Raw genomic sequence first — 16,374 nt, 5'->3', positions numbered from 1 at the left:
GCCAGAGGCATGGGATCAAACGGGCGGGCTCCCAGCGAGTCCGTCGCCTCCGGCAACGTCTACCGGGAATGCGCGAACGGTGCCATCGATGCCTTTCAGCGAGAGCTCCTGTGCCTGGCCAAACGCGAACGCCTCTGGCGCAAGCGAGCGGATCTCGCCAGAGGCCAGCACACCGCCGGGCGCGCAGGCGCTCTCCAGCCGCGCCGCGAGGTTGACGCCGCGGCCGATGGCGGTGAACTCCACCAGCTCGTCCGAGCCGAAGTTGCCGACAGTCACGTCGGCCTGATGGAGCCCGATGCGGAGGTCCAACGGGTGCGCCATGCCGCGCGCGCGCCAGTCCGCCAGAAGCCTCCGCATGGCGCGCTGCATCTCGACGCCCATCGCGAGCGCACGCTGGGCCTGCTCCTGAGGCGCCATGGGGTCGGCGGCGCCGAAGAGGACCATGATGCCGTCGCCCATGAACTTGTCCAGGGTGCCGCCGTGATCGTCCACGAGGGCCACCATTACGTTGAGGTACTCGTTGAGAAGCGCGGTGACGGCCTCTGGCGGCATCGCCTCGGAGAGGCTCGTAAAGCCGGCGAGGTCGGAGAAAACGATGGTCACGCGGCGACGCTCGCTGGCGACTGTCACGTCCTCCTCCTGATTGAGAATCTTGTCGACGACCTTTTTGGGGAAGTACTTCCGAAGCCGTGAGCCCCGGACGATTTCCGAAAGCTGCTCTCTCACCTTGTCCTGAAGCGTGGCGTTGAGGTTAGAGAGCTCGCTGTTGAGCCATTCCACCTGCGCCTTCTCCTCGGCCAGCTCGCGCGTACGGGCGTCCACGAGGCCCTCCAGCTCCACCGAGCGGGCGCGTAGCCGCGCCGTGCGCAGGCGGTAGGCTCCGAACGCGAGGCCAAGCGCGGCGAGCACGCAAAGCGCGAGGAACCAACCGGTTTGCCAGAAATGAGGCTTTAGTCGGAAGCGGACCGTCGCGTCGGTCTCGCTCCACACGCCGTCGTTGTTGGCGGCCTGGACGCGGAAGGTGTAGTCGCCGGGCGCGAGGTCCGTGTAGAACGCCTCCCGGCGGGACCCGGCCTCCGTCCAGCGCTCGTCGCGGCCGTCCAGCCGGAAGCGGTGGCGGACCTGGGCCGGCGCGAACGTGCTCAGCCCCGCGTAGTCCAGTTCGAACTCCGCTGCCCCCGGGGCGAGCACGATAGGGGCGCCGCGGAGCGGGACGGGCTCACCGTCCACGACAAACCGCTCGATGGAAACCGGCGGCGGCCGGTTGTTGCTGCGGATGCGGCCCGGGTCGAGCGCGGCCACGCCGCCGTTGGTGGGGACGTAAAGCGTACCGTCCCGGGCGATGGCGCCCGCGGGCTGGCTGCCCCCGTTGGCCTCCGCCGAGGGGAGCCCATCGGCACGGCCGAACAGCGCCAGAGGCGCCCGCGTGTTGTTGCGCGCCGCCGCCTCCAAGGCCTCTGGCGCCACGCGCACCACGCCCCGGTTGGACGTGATCCAGAGGTACCCGCTAGCGTCTTCGAGGACCTGCGGGACGATGTCGGACGGGAGCCCGTTGACGCCCCCCACGCGGAGCAACTCGCCGGTCGCGGGGTCGAGGCGGAGGAGGCCGCCGCCGTCCGTTCCGGCCCAAACGGCGCCACTCTCGCGCGCGTGGATGGTGAGCACGTTGTCGGCCTCGGTCCCCGCGACCGGCTCAGCGGTGGCGCCCTCGACGTACCGCAAGAGGCCCCGCCCGTAGGTCCCGATCCACAGTGCGCCGTCTGCGCCAGAGGCGATGGAGGCCACCGGGGCGTCTACGTCGCCGCGTGGCTCGAAGGCCGTGTCGGTCCACACGTGGAGGCCCGTTCCCGTGCCCATCCAGAGGCGGCCGCTCGCGTCCTCCGCTAGCGAGATCACGAACGGGTCCGGAAGCCCGCGTCCTTCCGCGAGGCAGTTCAGCACGCGCCCCCCGCGCACCCTGCACAGGCCCTCCGCCTCGATCCCCGCCCAGACCGTCCCATCGCGCGCGGCGTAGACTGCCGAGACGTCGTCGGCGAGGAGGCCGTCGGCGGAGGTCAACGTTCGCTGGACGCGGCCTCTGGCGACGTACGCGAGCCCCCGTGGTGCCGACCCACACGCCTTCGCGCGGGTCGGCTGAAACGGTATAGGCGCGGTTGTCAGGGAGCCCCTCGCGCGAGGTGATGGGCGTAAACGGGGCGTCGCGGAGCCGCGCGAGGCCGCCGCCGGCCGTCCCGACCCAGAGGCTCCCCTCGTGGTCGCGCAGGAGCGCGAGCACGACCGAGAGGTCGGCGCCAGAGGCCGCGTCCAACGTTGAGCGCTCGGCGCCTCTGGCGCGGACGAGCCCGCCCCCCGCCGTGCCGACCCACAGCGTCCCGAGGCGGTCGACGAGGAGCGCCTCGGTCTCGAATCCGCCCGTGGCGTCCGCCTCAGGCCTCTGGCGCAAGACGCCACCGCGGAGGTAGCCCAGCGGGTGATCGCTCAGCGGGCCGATCCACAGCCCGCCCCGGGCGTCGGCGGCCAACGCCCCGACGGGCTCGGCCGCGGCGCCCCCGGCGGGCGTGTAGGACCGGATGCGCCCGCTGCGGATGCGCGCCAGCCCTCCGCGCGTGCCGACCCAGACGCCCGCCGCGTCGGTGAGCAGCGCGCGGATGTGCGCGTGCGGCAACCCCTCCTCGGTCCCGAAGCACTCGATCTCCGCCTCGGCCTCTGGCGGAGCCGCCGGGCGTCGGCACAGACCGTCAAAAGTGCCGATCCAGAGGGTGCCGTCGGCGCCAGAGGCGAGGGCCCCGACGGCCGGGTGCGGCAACGCCTCTGGCGCAGCGACGACGCGCACGGCAAGGTCGCGGTCCACGTAGGCGAGGCCGCCGCGCCGCGTGCCGACCCACATGCCGCCTTCGGCGCCGGGCGCGAGCGCGCGGATATCGGCGTTGGGGAGCCCGCCTGGACCGCGCGCGATGGGCGTAAACGTCACGCCGTCAAAGCGGACCAGCCCTTCCTGCGTTCCAAACCACAGGTAGCCGTCCGAGGACTGAGCGGTGGCCTCCACGCGGCTCTGGGGCAGCCCTTCTTCGTTGCCCCACGCGTCGGCGACGTACTGCGTCAGCGCCTTGCCCGGAGCCAGGTCGGCCAGGGTTGCGGGCTGCGCGAGCGCGAGAAGCGGGAGCGCCATCGCGCACGTGATCACGCACGCACAGCGCCAGAGGTGGCGGGTCATGGAGGCGGTGGAGCCTTCTCCCAACGATAGCCACGCCAGAAGGTAGCCACACGTGGCAACGCGCCGGCGTGTAGGAGAGGCGCCGACACATCCTGGCGAAACACACCTACTTGTACTATCGTGGGGCCATGTCGATGCTTCCGTGAACAGGCGTTTCGTCTGCACTCCACCCTCTCGGCTTAGTCACATGCGGTTTCTCTTCCCCTGTGCCCTGTGCGTTGCGCTCCTCGTCGGCTGCGATGCAGCAGGCCCCGCCTCGGGTGACGGTGCCCCATCCTCGGTCGCAGAGTTTTCGGTCGCAGAGTCGGCGGGCAAGCTCGGTCTCCTACGCTCGCCCTCTGGTACGACGGACCTGTTCGTCACCTTCGTGTCGAGCGTGATCAACCCTCTCGTCGCCTCCGACGAGGTCTTTCGAGGACAGGACGTGCGCCGCCGTGGCTACATCCAGGACAGCACGCCGGGCGTCGCGATAACCGTCTCCAACCGCGATCTCGCGCTCATCACGACGCTGCTTGAGATCAATCCCCTTGTCGCTTCGGTCGAGTTCGACATCTCGTTTGCGCTGCCTTCCCTCGGCGACCCCTACGCCCCATTGCGGCACGATTACACGGGAGGCCTCCGAGACCTCGCTCTCGGCGCGGACCCCACGTTTAGCGGCCAGATGACGCCGTGGAACATCGAGATGGTCGGCGGGCACCGCTCGTCCGCGGCCTCTGGCGACGGCACCGGCACGGTGGACGTAGACGTGTACGTCATCGATAGCGGCGTGGACCACCCGGACGTTCACGTCGTGGAGTCCGCCACGTTCTTCCAAGAGGGTGCCGGCCCCGGCTCCTCGCTCCACGGCAACCACGTCGCGGCTATCATCGCGGCAAAGGATGACGGCAGCGGCACGGTCGGCGTCGCTCCGGGCGCCCGTGTCCATTCGCTCGATGTGTTCGACGCCAGCGGCCAGGCTCGCATGAGCCAGATCCTGGCGGCGCTGGATCACGTGATCGCAGCCAAACGGGCCGACCCGTCGCGCCCGATGGTGATCAACATGAGCCTGGGCGCGAGCACGGGCACCACGGAACACAACGCGCTGGACCGCGCCGTGGAAGTCGCCCTCGCCGAGGGAATCACGGTCGTGATCTCGGCCGGAAACGACGCCACAGACGCCGCCCTCGTCTCCCCAGCGCACGTCGAAGACGCCATCACGGTAGGCGCCGTGGACTCCCGCCACCTGTTCGCGTTCGATTTCTCCAACCGTGGCCGCCGCGTCGACGTGCTCGCCCCCGGCGTCCGCGTCGTCTCCGCCGCCGATGGTAGCCGTTTCGCGCGCCTCGACGGCACGTCGATGGCCGCACCTCACGTCGCTGGAGCCGCTGCGCTGATCCTCGCGAAGGCCCCCGGCGCCTCCCCAGACGCCGTGCAGCAGACCATCCGGCGCACCAGCCGCAACACGGTCAATTCTCGCGCCCCTCAGACGACCGGTCGGACGCTCTGGCTGGCTCGCCTCTAGCCTCTGGCGCACGGACCTCTGGCTCGGCATAGTCCAAGGCGGCGTCTTTCCGCCAGAGGCCGAGCTTGCCCTGGAAAACGCCCGCGATCTGCTCGGCCCGGGCCTTTAGCAGATCGGCCTGCGCGCCGGCAAACAGGTCGTCTACCGTCCGATGGAAGCGACGCACCCAGTGCGCGAAATGCTCGCGCGAGAGGCCCGGCATCCGGGCGTGGGGCGCAAAAGGGCGGCCGCGGTACGCCCCGGTCTGAAACACGCTGGACGACCAGAAGGAGACCATGCGGGGCAGGTGCGCGTCCCAGTCCAGCCCCGCGAAGTACGGGCCCAGCACCAGGTCCGTCTCCATTCCGCGGTAGAAGGCAAGAACAACCGAGCGGACGTCGTCCTCGGTTTGGAGATCGGTCATGGGTCAGGCCGCTAGCGTGACGAGAAGCATCCGCATGGCCTCTGGCGCGTAAACGCTGTGCGGGACCGCTGCCGGCAAGTAAATCGCCTCGCCAGAGGCGAGCGTGTGGGGCGTTCCATCGATGGCCACCTCCGCCGTTCCGTGCAGCACGACGAGCAGCGCCTCCCGAGGCGTCGAGTGCTCAGTCACCACCTTCGCCCGCGGCAACGGCGAAGGTGGTGACCGAGCCCCCCACCGCTTTGAGCAGGAGGCGGCTTGCAATGGCGCCGTCTAGGAAGTCGGGGTCGGTGAAGAGCGAGGTGGTCATCGTTCAGACTGGATGGCCCTAGCATCGGCAGCGGCCCCACATTCTTCTGCGAGCGCGGGCCGCGACCTCGCGCCGGGCGCTTTCCGACCGCGCTGTGGGCACGGCCCCTACGCGCGTTTCCCGCAGCGGCGCCTGTAGGGCTCACCCCTACGTCCCGCCGCGGGGGCTCCCGGTGCGCGGTGGCAGGGGGGCACGGCACGGCGCGCGCCAGAGGCTGGCGATCCTCGTGGCGTTCGCTCACCTGCCGCCCTGTATGGCCGAGATCACCACGCCCCTCCCCGCCGCTGGCGGGGTCTCCTCCCACGCCTCTGGCGAGCGCGCCAGCGGCGCGACGGCCTCGCGCTTCGAGGTCTTCTCCTACGACGACCGGATCGTGCGCTACTTCGTCGTCGCGACGACGATCTGGGGCTTTGTCGGGATGCTCGTCGGGCTGCTGCTCGCGATCCAGCTGCCGTTTCCGGGCGCGAACCTGGGCGAGTACCTCAGCTTTGGCCGCTTGCGCCCGCTGCACACCAACGCGGTGATCTTCGCCTTCGCGGGCAACGCCATTTTCGCGGCCATCTACTACAGCACGCAGCGGCTGTGCAAGGCGCGGATGTTCTCGGACACGATGTCCAAGATCCACTTCTGGGGGTGGCAGGCCATCATCGTGAGCGCCGCCATCACGCTCCCGCTCGGCATCACGACGAGCAAGGAGTACGCCGAGTTGGAGTGGCCCATCGACATCGCGATTGCCGTGGTCTGGGTGGTGTTCGCGGTCAACTTCTTCGGGACGCTCTGGCACCGCCGCGAGAAGCACATGTACGTCGCGCTGTGGTTCTACATCGCGACGATCGTGACCGTGGCTGTGCTCCACATCGGCAACAGCCTCGCGTTCCCGGTCTCGCTCACGAAGAGCTACCCGATCTACAAGGGCGTGCAGGACGCGCTCGTGCAGTGGTGGTACGGCCACAACGCCGTCGCCTTTTTCCTCACGACGCCGTTCCTGGGCCTGATGTACTACTTCCTGCCCAAGGCGGCGGAGCGGCCCGTGTTCTCGTACCGGCTGAGCATCGTGCACTTCTGGAGCCTGGTGTTCATCTACATCTGGGCCGGCCCGCACCACCTCAACTACACCGCCGTGCCGGAGTGGGCCGCCACGCTCGGCATGGTGTTTAGCGTTATGCTCTGGATGCCCTCGTGGGGCGGCATGATCAACGGCCTGTTCACGCTCCGCGGCGCGTGGCACAAGCTCCGCGACAGCGTCGTCCTCAAGATGTTCGTCGTCGGCATCACGTTCTACGGCATGGCCACCTTCGAGGGGCCGCTGCTCAGCATCAAGACCGTCAACGCGCTGAGCCACTACACGGACTGGAACATCGCGCACGTGCACAGCGGCGCGCTGGGCTGGAACGGGTTCATGACCTTCGGGATGATCTACTGGCTCGTCCCGCGCCTCTGGCGGACGCCGCTGTGGAGCCAGAAGCTGGCGAACGCGCACTTCTGGATCGGCACGATCGGCATCCTGCTCTACGTCATCGCGATGTACGCCTCTGGCGTGACGCAGGGGCTCATGTGGCGCGCCTTCGACCAGGCCGGCCGCCTGGTCTACCCCGACTTCACCGAGACCGTCGTGCAGGTGATCCCGATGTACTGGGTGCGCATGATCGGCGGGTCGCTGTACTTGCTGGGCGTCGTGCTGATGATGGTCAACGTGTGGAAAACCGTCCGCCGCGCGCCAAAGGAGCTCCCCGATCCCGCCGTCGCCGTGCCTCGCCAGAGGCTCGCAGAAGCGTGATTCGTACCGCGTGAGGGGACGCACCGTGAGCCCCTCGCGCCCCACCGAGCCCCGCACTCCGCCAGCGGCCTCTGGCGCCTTCCGCCTAGCCGTTTCCAACCGGTGTCATTGCGAGCGTAGCGACGCACTCTCAAAACGCCGAGCACACACCCAGATCGCCACGTCGCTTCGCTCCTCGCGATGACACCTGCGGGTTTCTTCCGCCCCTAGACCCCATGTTCAACCGACTCATCCGCGCGAACGGCCGCCACCGACGCCTCGAAGGCTGGCCCCTCGTGTTCACCATCCTCACGACCGGCGCCATCCTGGTCGGCACCGTCGTCGAGTTCGCGCCCGTCTTCCTCGTGGGCGGCGCAACCGAGCCTCTGGCGACCGTCCACCCGCCGACGCCGCTCGAACTGGCCGGCCGCGACCTCTACATCCGCGAGGGCTGCAACAACTGCCACAGCCAGATGGTGCGGCCGTTCCGCCAGGAGGAGATCCGCTACGGGCCGTACACCCGCGCGGCGGAAACCGTCTACGAGACGCCGCACCTCTGGGGCTCCAAGCGCACCGGCCCGGACCTGATGCGCGTCGGCGGTAAGTACCCGCACCTGTGGCACGTGCGCCACATGGAGAACCCGCGTTCCACGAGCCCGGCCTCCATCATGCCGCCGTACCCGCACATGCTCACGCGCGAGACGGACTTCGAGTCGCTGCCCGGCAAGATGCGCGGCCTCCGCCGCCTCGGCCTGCCGTACACCGACGCCGAGATCGAGAACGCCGTCGCGCTGGCTCAGGCACAGGCCGACTCCATCGCGGCCGACGTGGTAGCGCAGGGCGGCCCAGACCGGCTCGCGCGGAAGGAGATCATCGCGCTCACGGCCTACCTCCAGCGCCTCGGGACCGAGTTCGACGGCTCGCCCGCCGAAGAGGACCGCGAGCTCCACGAAGAGCAAGAGGCCATCGAGGTGCTGACCGACGCCGCCACGCCAGAGGCCACGCCTGCCCAAGCCTCTGGCGCCGCCCCCTCCCCTCGCGCCAACTGACATGAAAGAAACCGTCCGCGCCCTCGAAACCGGCGCCCTCGCCGAGATCGCCGTGATCGCGTTCATGGTCGCCTTTGTGGCCGTCTGCGCCTACGCCTTCCTGCTCTCCAAAAAGCAGCGCGAGGACCTGAAGAACATGCCGCTCGACGACGCCATGCCTGCACCCGACGCCCCCGACGCGCACCCGCGCCCCCCGGCCTCTGGCGACGGCAGCCCATCCTCCGACGTCCCCCTCCTCGCCCTCTAGCCGTGAGCGACGCCTCCCCCCGCCCCGACGCCCCCGCCGATTCCTCCCACGTCCTCCCCGACGCGGCGCTGGGCGACACCAACGACCTCCTCATCGCGGGCCATACCTACGACGGCATCCGCGAGTACGACAACCCCATGCCGGGTTGGTGGACCGCGCTCTTTATCGCGGGCGTGCTCTTCGCGCCGGTGTACCTGCTCGGCATCAACGTCTTCGGGTTCGTGGACACGTACGAGGAGGACCTCGCGCAGGGCCAGGCCGACCTGGCGGCCCGCGCGGCCGCCTGGGCCGCCAGCGGCCCCGCCTTCGAGACCGACGCGCGCGCGCTCAAGCGCTACGCCGACGATCCGCTCATGGTGGCCGCTGGCGCCGAGGTCTTCGCCGGCACCTGCGCCTCGTGCCACGGCGCCGAAGGCCAGGGCGCCATCGGCCCCAACCTGACGGACGCGTACTGGCTCCACGGCGGCGCGCCAGAGGAGATCTACGAGGTCCTGAACGTGGGCGTTGTCTCCAAGGGGATGCCCGCCTGGGGCGAGTTGCTCTCCGACGAGGAACGCGCGCAGGCGACGGCCTATATCCAGTCCATCCAGGGCACGACGCCGCCCAACCCGAAGCCTCGCGAGGGCACGCGCTACGAGGGCATCTAGCCTCTGGCGACGGCGTGAGCCTCTGGCGCCAGAGGCGTGTAGGGCCCGCCCCCACACGCCGCGCCGGGGCGCACCGGCCTCGCCTCTGGCGTGCGACCGGCGCCCCGCACGCGCACCGGCCGAGAGCTTGCGAGAAACCCTCCCGCCCTCTGTGTCTGGCTTCGTTCCGCTCTCCGACGTCTCCGTCCTCGACCCGCCCGAGGACGTCCTCACCACGCTCCACGCCGACGGCCGCCGGAAGTGGATGTACCCGACCGAGAGCCGGGGCAACCTCTGGCGCAAGAGGCTCGTGCTCGGCTGGGCACTGATCGTGCTATTCGTGGGGCCGCCCCTCGTGAAAATCGGCGGCAAGCCGGCGGTCCTGCTGGACGTGGCGGCGCGCGAGTTCACGTTTTTCGGGACCACCTTCTACCCGACGGACACGCTCTATCTGATGCTGTTCGGCATCAGCGCGCTGCTCTCCGTCGCATTGCTGACGGCGCTTCTGGGGCGCGTGTGGTGCGGGTGGGGCTGCCCGCAGACCGTCTACCTGGAGTTCGTCTTCCGGCCCATCGAGCGCCTGATCGAGGGCAACGAGAACGTGCGCCAGAGGCGCGACGCCCGCAAAGACCCGACCTGGGATCGCCTCTGGCGCAAGGGGCTCAAGTGGGCAGTCTACCTCGCGATCTCGGTGGCCCTCGCGCACGTGTTCGTGAGCTACTTCGTGGGGTGGGAACGCCTCGTGCGATGGATGACCGGCCCGCCGGCCGAGCACTGGGGCTACTTCGTGCTCATGGGCGCCACGACGGCGCTTGTCGCCTTCGACTTCGGCATCTTCCGCGAGCAGATGTGCACCATCACGTGCCCGTACGCGCGCTTCCAGAGCGTGCTCATGGACCCGGACTCGATGATCGTGGCCTACGACCCGGGCCGCGGCGAGCCGCGCGGGCGGGGCAAGAACCGGGAGGCGGGGCCGGACGGGCAGCCCCTCGGCGACTGCGTGGACTGCTTCGCGTGCGTCCGCACCTGCCCGACGGGCATCGACATCCGCGACGGGCTCCAGATGGAGTGCGTCGCGTGCACGCAGTGCATCGACGCGTGCGACCATATCATGGACGCCACGAACCAGCCGCGCGGCCTGATCCGCTACACGAGCGAGAACGCGCTGGAGGGGCAGCCGACGCGCATCGTGCGGCCCCGGACGGCCATCTACGGCGCGCTCCTCGTCGCGCTCGTGACGCTGCTCGGGACCGGCCTCGCCACGCGGGGCTCGTACGACACCGACATCGGCCGCGCGGTTGGTGCCCCGTTTATGGAGCTCCCCGATGGGACGGTCGCCAACCGGCTCCGCGTGCGCGTGCACAACCAGACGCCCAAAGACGCCACGTTTACCGTCGAGGCCGTCTCGCCCTCTGGCGCCCAGACGCGCCTCGTGGGGCGCCCTCCCGTCCGCCTCGCCGCGGGCCAGATGACGCGCGCCGAGGCCTGGATCACCGTCCCGCCAGAGGCCTTCAGCGGCGGGACCGTCCCGACCGTGATCCGCCTCACCTTCGAGGACGGGACGACCGAGGACCTCCCGTTCACGCTTCTCGGACCGACGCGCTAGGCCTCTGGCGCTAGAGGCACACGAGGCGCCACGCCTTGTAGGGCCCTCCCCTACAGCCTCTGGCGGTCGCGCCCTGCCCCCTCGGGGAGGGACAACCGGCGCGGTGCAGGCGCCCGCCTCCCGATCCTGGCACCGCAGTCCACGCTGCCCCACCGTTTCCGCGACGCGACCTCATTGGCCAGTGCCAGCAGAATCGGACGGGCGGGCCCCACACCTCCACCATGACACCTGCCGAGTCCCGCACGCCGCCGATCATCCCGCCGCACATCGGCTGGCCGCTTCTCGTGATTCTGCTGCTCGTGATGAGCCTCACGGCCGGGGGCCTCACGATCTACTTCGCCCTGTCCGACGGCGGAGTGCAGCTCGTGGAGGACGCGCCGTGACGGGAACAGACACCTGGGAGGTAGGCCTCAGGAGAGGGCCGAAGGGGCCTCTGGCGCCAGAGGCGATCGCGCCCCCTCAAGAGGGAGCGGTGAGCGAGCCGTCGCTCTCACCGGAGGCCGGGTGCTCCCACTGCGGCCTGCCCGTGGGCACCCGCCCCATTCGGGAATCGGGGGAGGCCTTTTGTTGCACGGGGTGCGCGCTCGTGCGTGCGGCGCTGCGCGAGGCGGGCTTTTCGGAGACCACCGACCGGCTGCGCACCATCGGCGCGGGCGAGCGCCAGAGGCCTGTCGCGCCGGACCCGCTGGGCGTGCGCGAGCTGGACACGGAACGCTTCCTGGAGGAGCACACCAAGCAGCTCGACGGCGGATTGCGCGAGGCGGACCTGGTGCTGGACGGCGTGCACTGCGCCGCGTGCGTGTGGCTCGTGGAGCGGCTGCCGAGCGAGATGGAAGGCGTGGCCGAGGCCCGCCTGGACCTTCCGCGCGGTCGCGTCCGCCTGCGCTTCGACCCTGAGGCCGCGCCCCTCTCCGAGGTCGCCGGCTGGCTCGCGCGGTTTGGCTACGCGCTGCGCCCCACGCGCGGCAACGAAGGCCGCCAGAGGACCGACGCCGAGCGCGCGCTGCTCATCCGGCTGGGCGTGACGTGGGCGCTCGCGGGCAACGTGATGCTGCTCGCCTTCGCGCTCTACTCCGGCCTGGCCGACGCGGGAGGGCCTCTGGCGGCCGCGGCCAAGTGGGCCAGCCTCGCGCTCGCCGTCCCGGCCGTCGTGTACGGTGGGGCGCCGTTTTTCCAGCGCGCGTGGGCCAGCATGGGCCTGGCGTGGCGCGCGCGAGACGTGCGGCGGCTACACCTCGATACGCCCATCGCGCTCGGCATCCTGGTCGGCCTCGGGCACAGCGCGTGGGCGACGATCTCCGGGACGGGCGACGTGTGGTTCGATTCCGTCACCGTTCTGATCGCCGCGCTGCTCACGGCGCGCTACATCCAGCTCCGCTCCCGTCGCCTCGCGGGCGACGCGACCGAGCGGCTCCTCGCACTTCTCCCCGCGATGGCCCGCCGCGTGACGTCGCCAGAGGCTCAACCCGGGGACGCGGCCTCTTGCGAGGCCGTCCGCCTGGACGAACTGCGGCGAGGCGATATTGTGGAGGTCGCTCCCGGCGAGACGATCCCCGCGGATGGCGTGGTCGCAAGAGGCGAGAGCCGCGTGGACAACGCCGTGCTGACGGGCGAGAGCCGCCCGGTCCCCGTCGCGCCAGAGGCGAACGTGGCCGCTGGCGCGACGAATCTGACCGCGCCGCTGCACGTCCGCGTCGAGGCCGTCGGCGAGGACTCGCGGGTGGGGACGCTTCTGGCGTGGGTCCGCGAGGCAGATACGGGCCGCGCGCCCGTTGTGCTGTGGGCGGACAGGCTGGGCGGCGTGTTTGTGCTCGCCGTGCTCGGGCTCGCGATCCTCACCGCCGCCGTCTGGGCCGTTCTCGACGCCGGACAGATCGGCCTCCACGTCGCGGCGCTGCTCGTCATCACGTGCCCGTGCGCCCTTGGCATGGCGACGCCTCTGGCGTTCGCGGTCGCCGGCGGGCGGGCGGCACGAGCCGGGATCTTTGTCAAGAGCGACGCCGCGACGCAGGCGCTGACCGAGATTGACACCGTCGTCCTGGACAAGACCGGGACGCTGACCGAGGGCGCGATGCGCGTCGTCGATCACGTCGGCGATGCGGAGGCGCTCGCGCTCTCGGCGGCGCTCGAAGCGCACGTCGCGCATCCTCTGGCGACAGCCATCGCGCACGCGTTCGCCCTCGCGCCAGAGGCCGTGACGCGCGTCCAGGCCGAGAACGGCGCCGGCGTCCGCGGGACAGTAGACGACCGCGAGGTGCAGGTCGGCCGCCCGGACTGGGTGGCGAGCGGCTGCGGCGCCGCGCCCGAGCCTCTGGCGTCGGCGCTGCGCATGGCGGTAGCCGAGGGCTTCACGCCCGTCGCGGTCGCCGTGGACGGCCTCTGGCGGGCCGTTCTCGCCATTGGCGACGGACTGCGCATCGACGTGCCCGATGTGATCGGCGCGTTCCGCGCCAGAGGCCTGGACCTCCACATCCTCTCCGGCGACCACCCCGAAACAGTCGCGCACCTCGCGCGGGGGCTCGGCATTCCGGCCGCACGCGCGCACGGGGGCATCGCGCCAGAGGCCAAGCGCGACCGCGTGCGGGAGCTGCAAGCCGCCGGGCGGCGCGTGATGGTGGTCGGCGATGGCGTCAACGACGCCGCCGCGCTCCGCCAGGCCGACGTGGGCGTGGCCGTCGGCGGCGGCAGCACTGCCAGCCTCGTCGCGGCCGACGTGTTCCTGACGCGCGCGGGCCTCGCGCCGGTTCTCGCGGCGATGGACGCCGGACGGACGGCCGTGCGCACGGTCCGTCGCGCGCTTGCGCTCTCGCTGGGCTACAACCTGCTGGGCGCCTGCGCCGCCATCGCGGGGCTCGTCACGCCGCTTGTGGCGGCCATCGCCATGCCCGTCTCGTCGCTCCTCGTCGTCGGGATCGCTTTGTCGCAGCGGGCGCCAAGCCGCTCGCCAGAGGGCTCTGGCGGCGCCCCTCTCCCCTTCCGCAGCCCCACGCCCTCTACGCCGTGATCGTCCTGTACCTCCTCGTGCCCCTGGCGATCGCTCTGGCGGGCGCGGCGGTCCTCGCCTTCCGCTGGGCCGTCCGCGACGGCCAGTTCCACGACACCGACACGCCCGCCCTCCGCATCCTCCTCGACGACGACTCCACCTCGGACCGATGACCCTTACTGCCCCCAAGCCTCTGGCGCCCGCGATGGGCGCCGCCCTCGACGCCTCCGCCGCCACGTTCGCCTGGGAATCCGTGCCCGGCGCGATGGCTCGCCTCCAGGTCAGCGACAGCCCCGGCTTCGCGAACCCGATCCTCGACATTGACGCCGGCCCCGTCTCGGAGATCACGCTCACCGACGCGCTTGAGCCGACGCAAGAGGCGCGCTTCTGGCGCGTCGGCGCCGTAGAGGCCTCTGGCGAGACGGCCTGGAGCCGCCCGCGCCCCTTCTCGCTCCCGCCGCCAGAGGCGCTGCCGGGGGTCCGCTCCCAGGCGGAGAAAACGCAGCAGGCCGCGAGCCGCGCCGCCCGGGCAGACCGGAAGGCCGCGCGCGGGTCCACCGTCGTGCCGGAGCTGCCTCCGCCGCCGCCCCTCCCCCCGCTGCCAACCGGCGCCACGATCTCGGGCGACCCGTCTGCGACCGACTGGCGGCGCGTGCCGGGCGTCCGCGTGCACGACCACGAGGAGGCGGCCTCTGGCGAGGAGCCGCGCGTGCTGGGACCGCTCGGCGGCGCGATCGCGGACGGCGCGGCGGTGACCTTCCGCTGGACCGGCGTGCCCGGCGCCCGCACCTACGAGATCGAGGTCGGCCCCGATCTTTCCGGCCCCACCCTCCGCATGGGGGGCATCACCACGACCGAGTTGGCGCTGAACGGCGTGCTCCCGTCCGTGGGCGACCGGCTGTTCTGGCGCGTCCGCGCCGAGGAGGCCTCTGGCGCCAGAGGCCCGTGGAGCAAGTACGGCCGGTTTTACGCGGGCACGGACCTCCAGGCCATCGCCTACCACGACCGGCAGGAAAGCGAGCGCGCCTACGCCCGTCGCGTGCAGGATCACGCCGCGCTCCAGAAAACCGCAGACCTCGACCTCGTCGCGCCTCACCAGCGCCCCATCGACTCCGAGGCCGAGACGATGGGCTACGCGTTCTTTATCGCGATGCTCAGCGCCGGCATCCTCATGCTCCTGATCGTGGCGATCGGCGGCATGGTGGCGTGGTAGCGCCAGAGGCCTGCGGCAGGCCTCTGGCGGCGCCCGCGTGCTCCTAGTCGGCGCCCGGCACGCACATCCAGTCGTGCGCAGCCGGGGCGGGCGCTCCGAGGTCGACAGCCATCGCGGCGCGGCCGATCGTGAGAAGCCCGAGGCCGACAATGAGCACGCCGCCGGCCCGCTGAAGCCACACCCGGCGCTCCAGCGAGAGACGCGAGCCGAGAACGCCCGCGAGGCCCAGCGCGGGCAGCGTTGCCAGCCCGAACGCGGTCATCGTGAGCGCGCCGCCAGAGGCCGAGCCCGTCGTGGCGGCCTTGGCGAGCATCCCGTAGACGAGCCCGCACGGGAGCAGCCCGTTGAGCGCGCCCAGCGCCAGCGGCACGCCCGGCGAACGGCTCCGAAGCACGCGCCGCAGCGCGGGCCGGAGCCACCGTCCCACCACGTCGCGCCCCGGCTCGCGACCGATCCGGAGCACGCCGCACAGCCCGAGGCCGATCACGACGAGCACGAGCCCCATCGCAACGCTCACGACGATCTGCGCGCCAGAGGCCGCCGCCGACGCCGAGACGCCGATCAGTCCGGCCAGCGCGCCGAGCGCGGCGTAGGTCGCCGTCTTGCCCGCGAAGTACGCGCCCTGCCGCGCGGTGGCCGGCCCCGCGCCGCGGCTGAGGACCGCCACCAATCCCCCGCACATGCCCACGCAGTGCGCGCTGCCCAGGAGGCCTGCGGCGAAAACGGCGGCGAGGTCGAGCACGGATCGGGAGAAGGTGTCATCCCAACGTCGCCAGAGGCCTCTGGCGGCGGGGAGAGGCGCCCGCGCGTGGGGCTGTAAGGGGTTCCCCTACAGCGCCGGCCGGGAGCCGCCTTGCTCATCGCCGGCATCGTGCAAATCCAGGTTCGGCGAAAGCGTCAGGGACGCCAGCGCGAGACCTCGTCGACATCCAGGTGCTCGCCTCTGGCGGTGTGCCAGGCGGCTCCGCCAGAGGCCTCGTCGGAGAGAAGCAGGCGCGCCGCCAGAGGCCCGGCGTCGGTATCGATGGTCACGGAGCGGCCGAGTTCGGGAAACCGGTCGGCCGTTTGGACCCAGGCCTCTGGCGCGAGGACCGGGCTGGGGCTCCCCGCCGGTTCGGCCGGGTACACGAGCACGTCAGGGTCCACCCGTTCGGCGACGCAGGTCTCGCCAGAGGCCCATCGAAAGGCCGTGGCCGGCAGGCCGCGCTGGGTGGCGGCGAGGTAGGCCGCGAGCACGCGGGGATGGGCGCGGCGGTCGGGCGTCGCCGTGAGCGCCTGGTCCAACGTGGCGCGGGTCCAGACGTGGTCCTGCCACGTAAACGCGCAGCCTGGGCCCACGTGGGCGAACGGACGCGCCTCTGGCGGCGGCGGGAGGTCGAGCGGCGCGGTGTCAACGCCCAGGCGTTCCAGGGCATCGCGGAGCGGGATGCCGTCGCGCAGGGCGAGCACGACGGCGATCTCGCGAGGCG

At 71.2% G+C, this 16,374-nt stretch carries 15 protein-coding genes and 2 pseudogenes; 10 read left to right on the top strand and 7 right to left on the bottom strand.

The window, feature by feature from the left end; all coding sequences use genetic code 11:
* Positions 1–15: 15 nt before the first annotated feature.
* Positions 16–1,941, bottom strand: coding sequence for an adenylate/guanylate cyclase domain-containing protein (locus tag BSZ36_RS19660; protein ID WP_218827565.1), 1,926 nt, complete (start codon positions 1,939–1,941; stop codon positions 16–18).
* A gap of 283 nt (positions 1,942–2,224) precedes the next feature.
* Positions 2,225–3,169 (bottom strand): annotated as a pseudogene (locus tag BSZ36_RS19825) (ligand-binding sensor domain-containing protein); the annotation flags it as partial.
* A 421-nt stretch (positions 3,170–3,590) separates the two neighbouring features.
* On the opposite strand from BSZ36_RS19825, the gene BSZ36_RS05270 reads away from it, so the two are divergent.
* Positions 3,591–4,715, top strand: coding sequence for a S8 family serine peptidase (locus BSZ36_RS05270; RefSeq protein WP_179271032.1), 1,125 nt, complete (start codon positions 3,591–3,593; stop codon positions 4,713–4,715).
* Here BSZ36_RS05270 and BSZ36_RS05265 read toward each other — a convergent pair.
* The 3 genes from BSZ36_RS05265 to BSZ36_RS19985 are packed head-to-tail and all read right to left on the bottom strand — an operon-like array spanning position 4,660 to position 5,425.
* Positions 4,660–5,118, bottom strand: coding sequence for a group III truncated hemoglobin (locus BSZ36_RS05265; RefSeq protein WP_094546704.1), 459 nt, complete (start codon positions 5,116–5,118; stop codon positions 4,660–4,662). The genes BSZ36_RS05270 and BSZ36_RS05265 overlap by 56 nt on opposite strands.
* Positions 5,119–5,121: 3 nt before the next feature.
* Positions 5,122–5,307, bottom strand: a complete 186-nt coding sequence (locus tag BSZ36_RS19655) for a cupin domain-containing protein (RefSeq protein ID WP_218827564.1) — start codon at positions 5,305–5,307, stop codon at positions 5,122–5,124.
* Positions 5,300–5,425, bottom strand: a complete 126-nt coding sequence (locus tag BSZ36_RS19985) for a hypothetical protein (protein WP_281253136.1) — start codon at positions 5,423–5,425, stop codon at positions 5,300–5,302. Before BSZ36_RS19985 ends, BSZ36_RS19655 begins: the two co-directional genes overlap by 8 nt.
* A gap of 253 nt (positions 5,426–5,678) precedes the next feature.
* On the opposite strand from BSZ36_RS19985, the gene ccoN reads away from it, so the two are divergent.
* The 9 genes from ccoN (at position 5,679) to BSZ36_RS05220 (ending at position 14,905) form a co-directional block, all read left to right on the top strand.
* Positions 5,679–7,202, top strand: a complete 1,524-nt coding sequence (ccoN, locus tag BSZ36_RS05255; protein WP_094546702.1) for a cytochrome-c oxidase, cbb3-type subunit I — start codon at positions 5,679–5,681, stop codon at positions 7,200–7,202.
* A 215-nt stretch (positions 7,203–7,417) separates the two neighbouring features.
* Positions 7,418–8,230 carry a cytochrome-c oxidase, cbb3-type subunit II gene (ccoO, locus tag BSZ36_RS05250; RefSeq protein ID WP_094546700.1) on the top strand — a complete coding sequence of 271 codons (813 nt, stop codon included), beginning with the start codon at positions 7,418–7,420 and terminating at the stop codon, positions 8,228–8,230.
* A 1-nt stretch (position 8,231) separates the two neighbouring features.
* Complete coding sequence (locus tag BSZ36_RS05245) at positions 8,232–8,477, top strand: cbb3-type cytochrome oxidase subunit 3 (RefSeq protein ID WP_094546698.1); 246 nt, start codon at positions 8,232–8,234, stop codon at positions 8,475–8,477.
* A 2-nt stretch (positions 8,478–8,479) separates the two neighbouring features.
* A complete protein-coding gene (locus BSZ36_RS05240; protein ID WP_094546696.1) occupies positions 8,480–9,124 on the top strand; it encodes a c-type cytochrome in 645 nt (214 codons plus the stop codon).
* A 151-nt stretch (positions 9,125–9,275) separates the two neighbouring features.
* The gene (gene ccoG, locus BSZ36_RS05235) at positions 9,276–10,709 is read left to right on the top strand and encodes a cytochrome c oxidase accessory protein CcoG (protein WP_094546694.1); all 1,434 of its coding nucleotides are present in this window, start codon (positions 9,276–9,278) and stop codon (positions 10,707–10,709) included.
* Positions 10,710–10,930: 221 nt separating this feature from the next.
* The gene (locus tag BSZ36_RS19260; RefSeq protein WP_179271031.1) at positions 10,931–11,092 is read left to right on the top strand and encodes a hypothetical protein; all 162 of its coding nucleotides are present in this window, start codon (positions 10,931–10,933) and stop codon (positions 11,090–11,092) included.
* 203 nt (positions 11,093–11,295) lie between these two features.
* Complete coding sequence (locus BSZ36_RS05230; protein WP_143536773.1) at positions 11,296–13,713, top strand: heavy metal translocating P-type ATPase; 2,418 nt, start codon at positions 11,296–11,298, stop codon at positions 13,711–13,713.
* Complete coding sequence (ccoS, locus tag BSZ36_RS05225; RefSeq protein WP_094546690.1) at positions 13,710–13,865, top strand: cbb3-type cytochrome oxidase assembly protein CcoS; 156 nt, start codon at positions 13,710–13,712, stop codon at positions 13,863–13,865. Before BSZ36_RS05230 ends, ccoS begins: the two co-directional genes overlap by 4 nt.
* Entirely contained in the window at positions 13,862–14,905 is a 1,044-nt protein-coding gene (locus tag BSZ36_RS05220) for a hypothetical protein (RefSeq protein WP_143536772.1), read from the top strand. The genes ccoS and BSZ36_RS05220 overlap by 4 nt, the downstream gene beginning before the upstream one ends.
* Positions 14,906–14,948: 43 nt before the next feature.
* Here BSZ36_RS05220 and BSZ36_RS05215 read toward each other — a convergent pair whose 3' ends face one another.
* Together BSZ36_RS05215 and BSZ36_RS05210 are read right to left on the bottom strand one after the other, a co-directional pair.
* Complete coding sequence (locus BSZ36_RS05215) at positions 14,949–15,647, bottom strand: sulfite exporter TauE/SafE family protein (protein ID WP_094546686.1); 699 nt, start codon at positions 15,645–15,647, stop codon at positions 14,949–14,951.
* Between the two features lie 155 nt (positions 15,648–15,802).
* Positions 15,803–16,374, bottom strand: a pseudogene (locus BSZ36_RS05210) (hypothetical protein); the annotation flags it as partial.

Origin of the sequence: Rubricoccus marinus, assembly GCF_002257665.1 — a bacterium.
GTDB lineage: Bacteria > Bacteroidota > Rhodothermia > Rhodothermales > Rubricoccaceae > Rubricoccus > Rubricoccus marinus.
The sequence above is the reverse complement of the archived record's forward strand: the minus strand, read 5'-3'. Positions and strand labels throughout refer to the sequence as shown.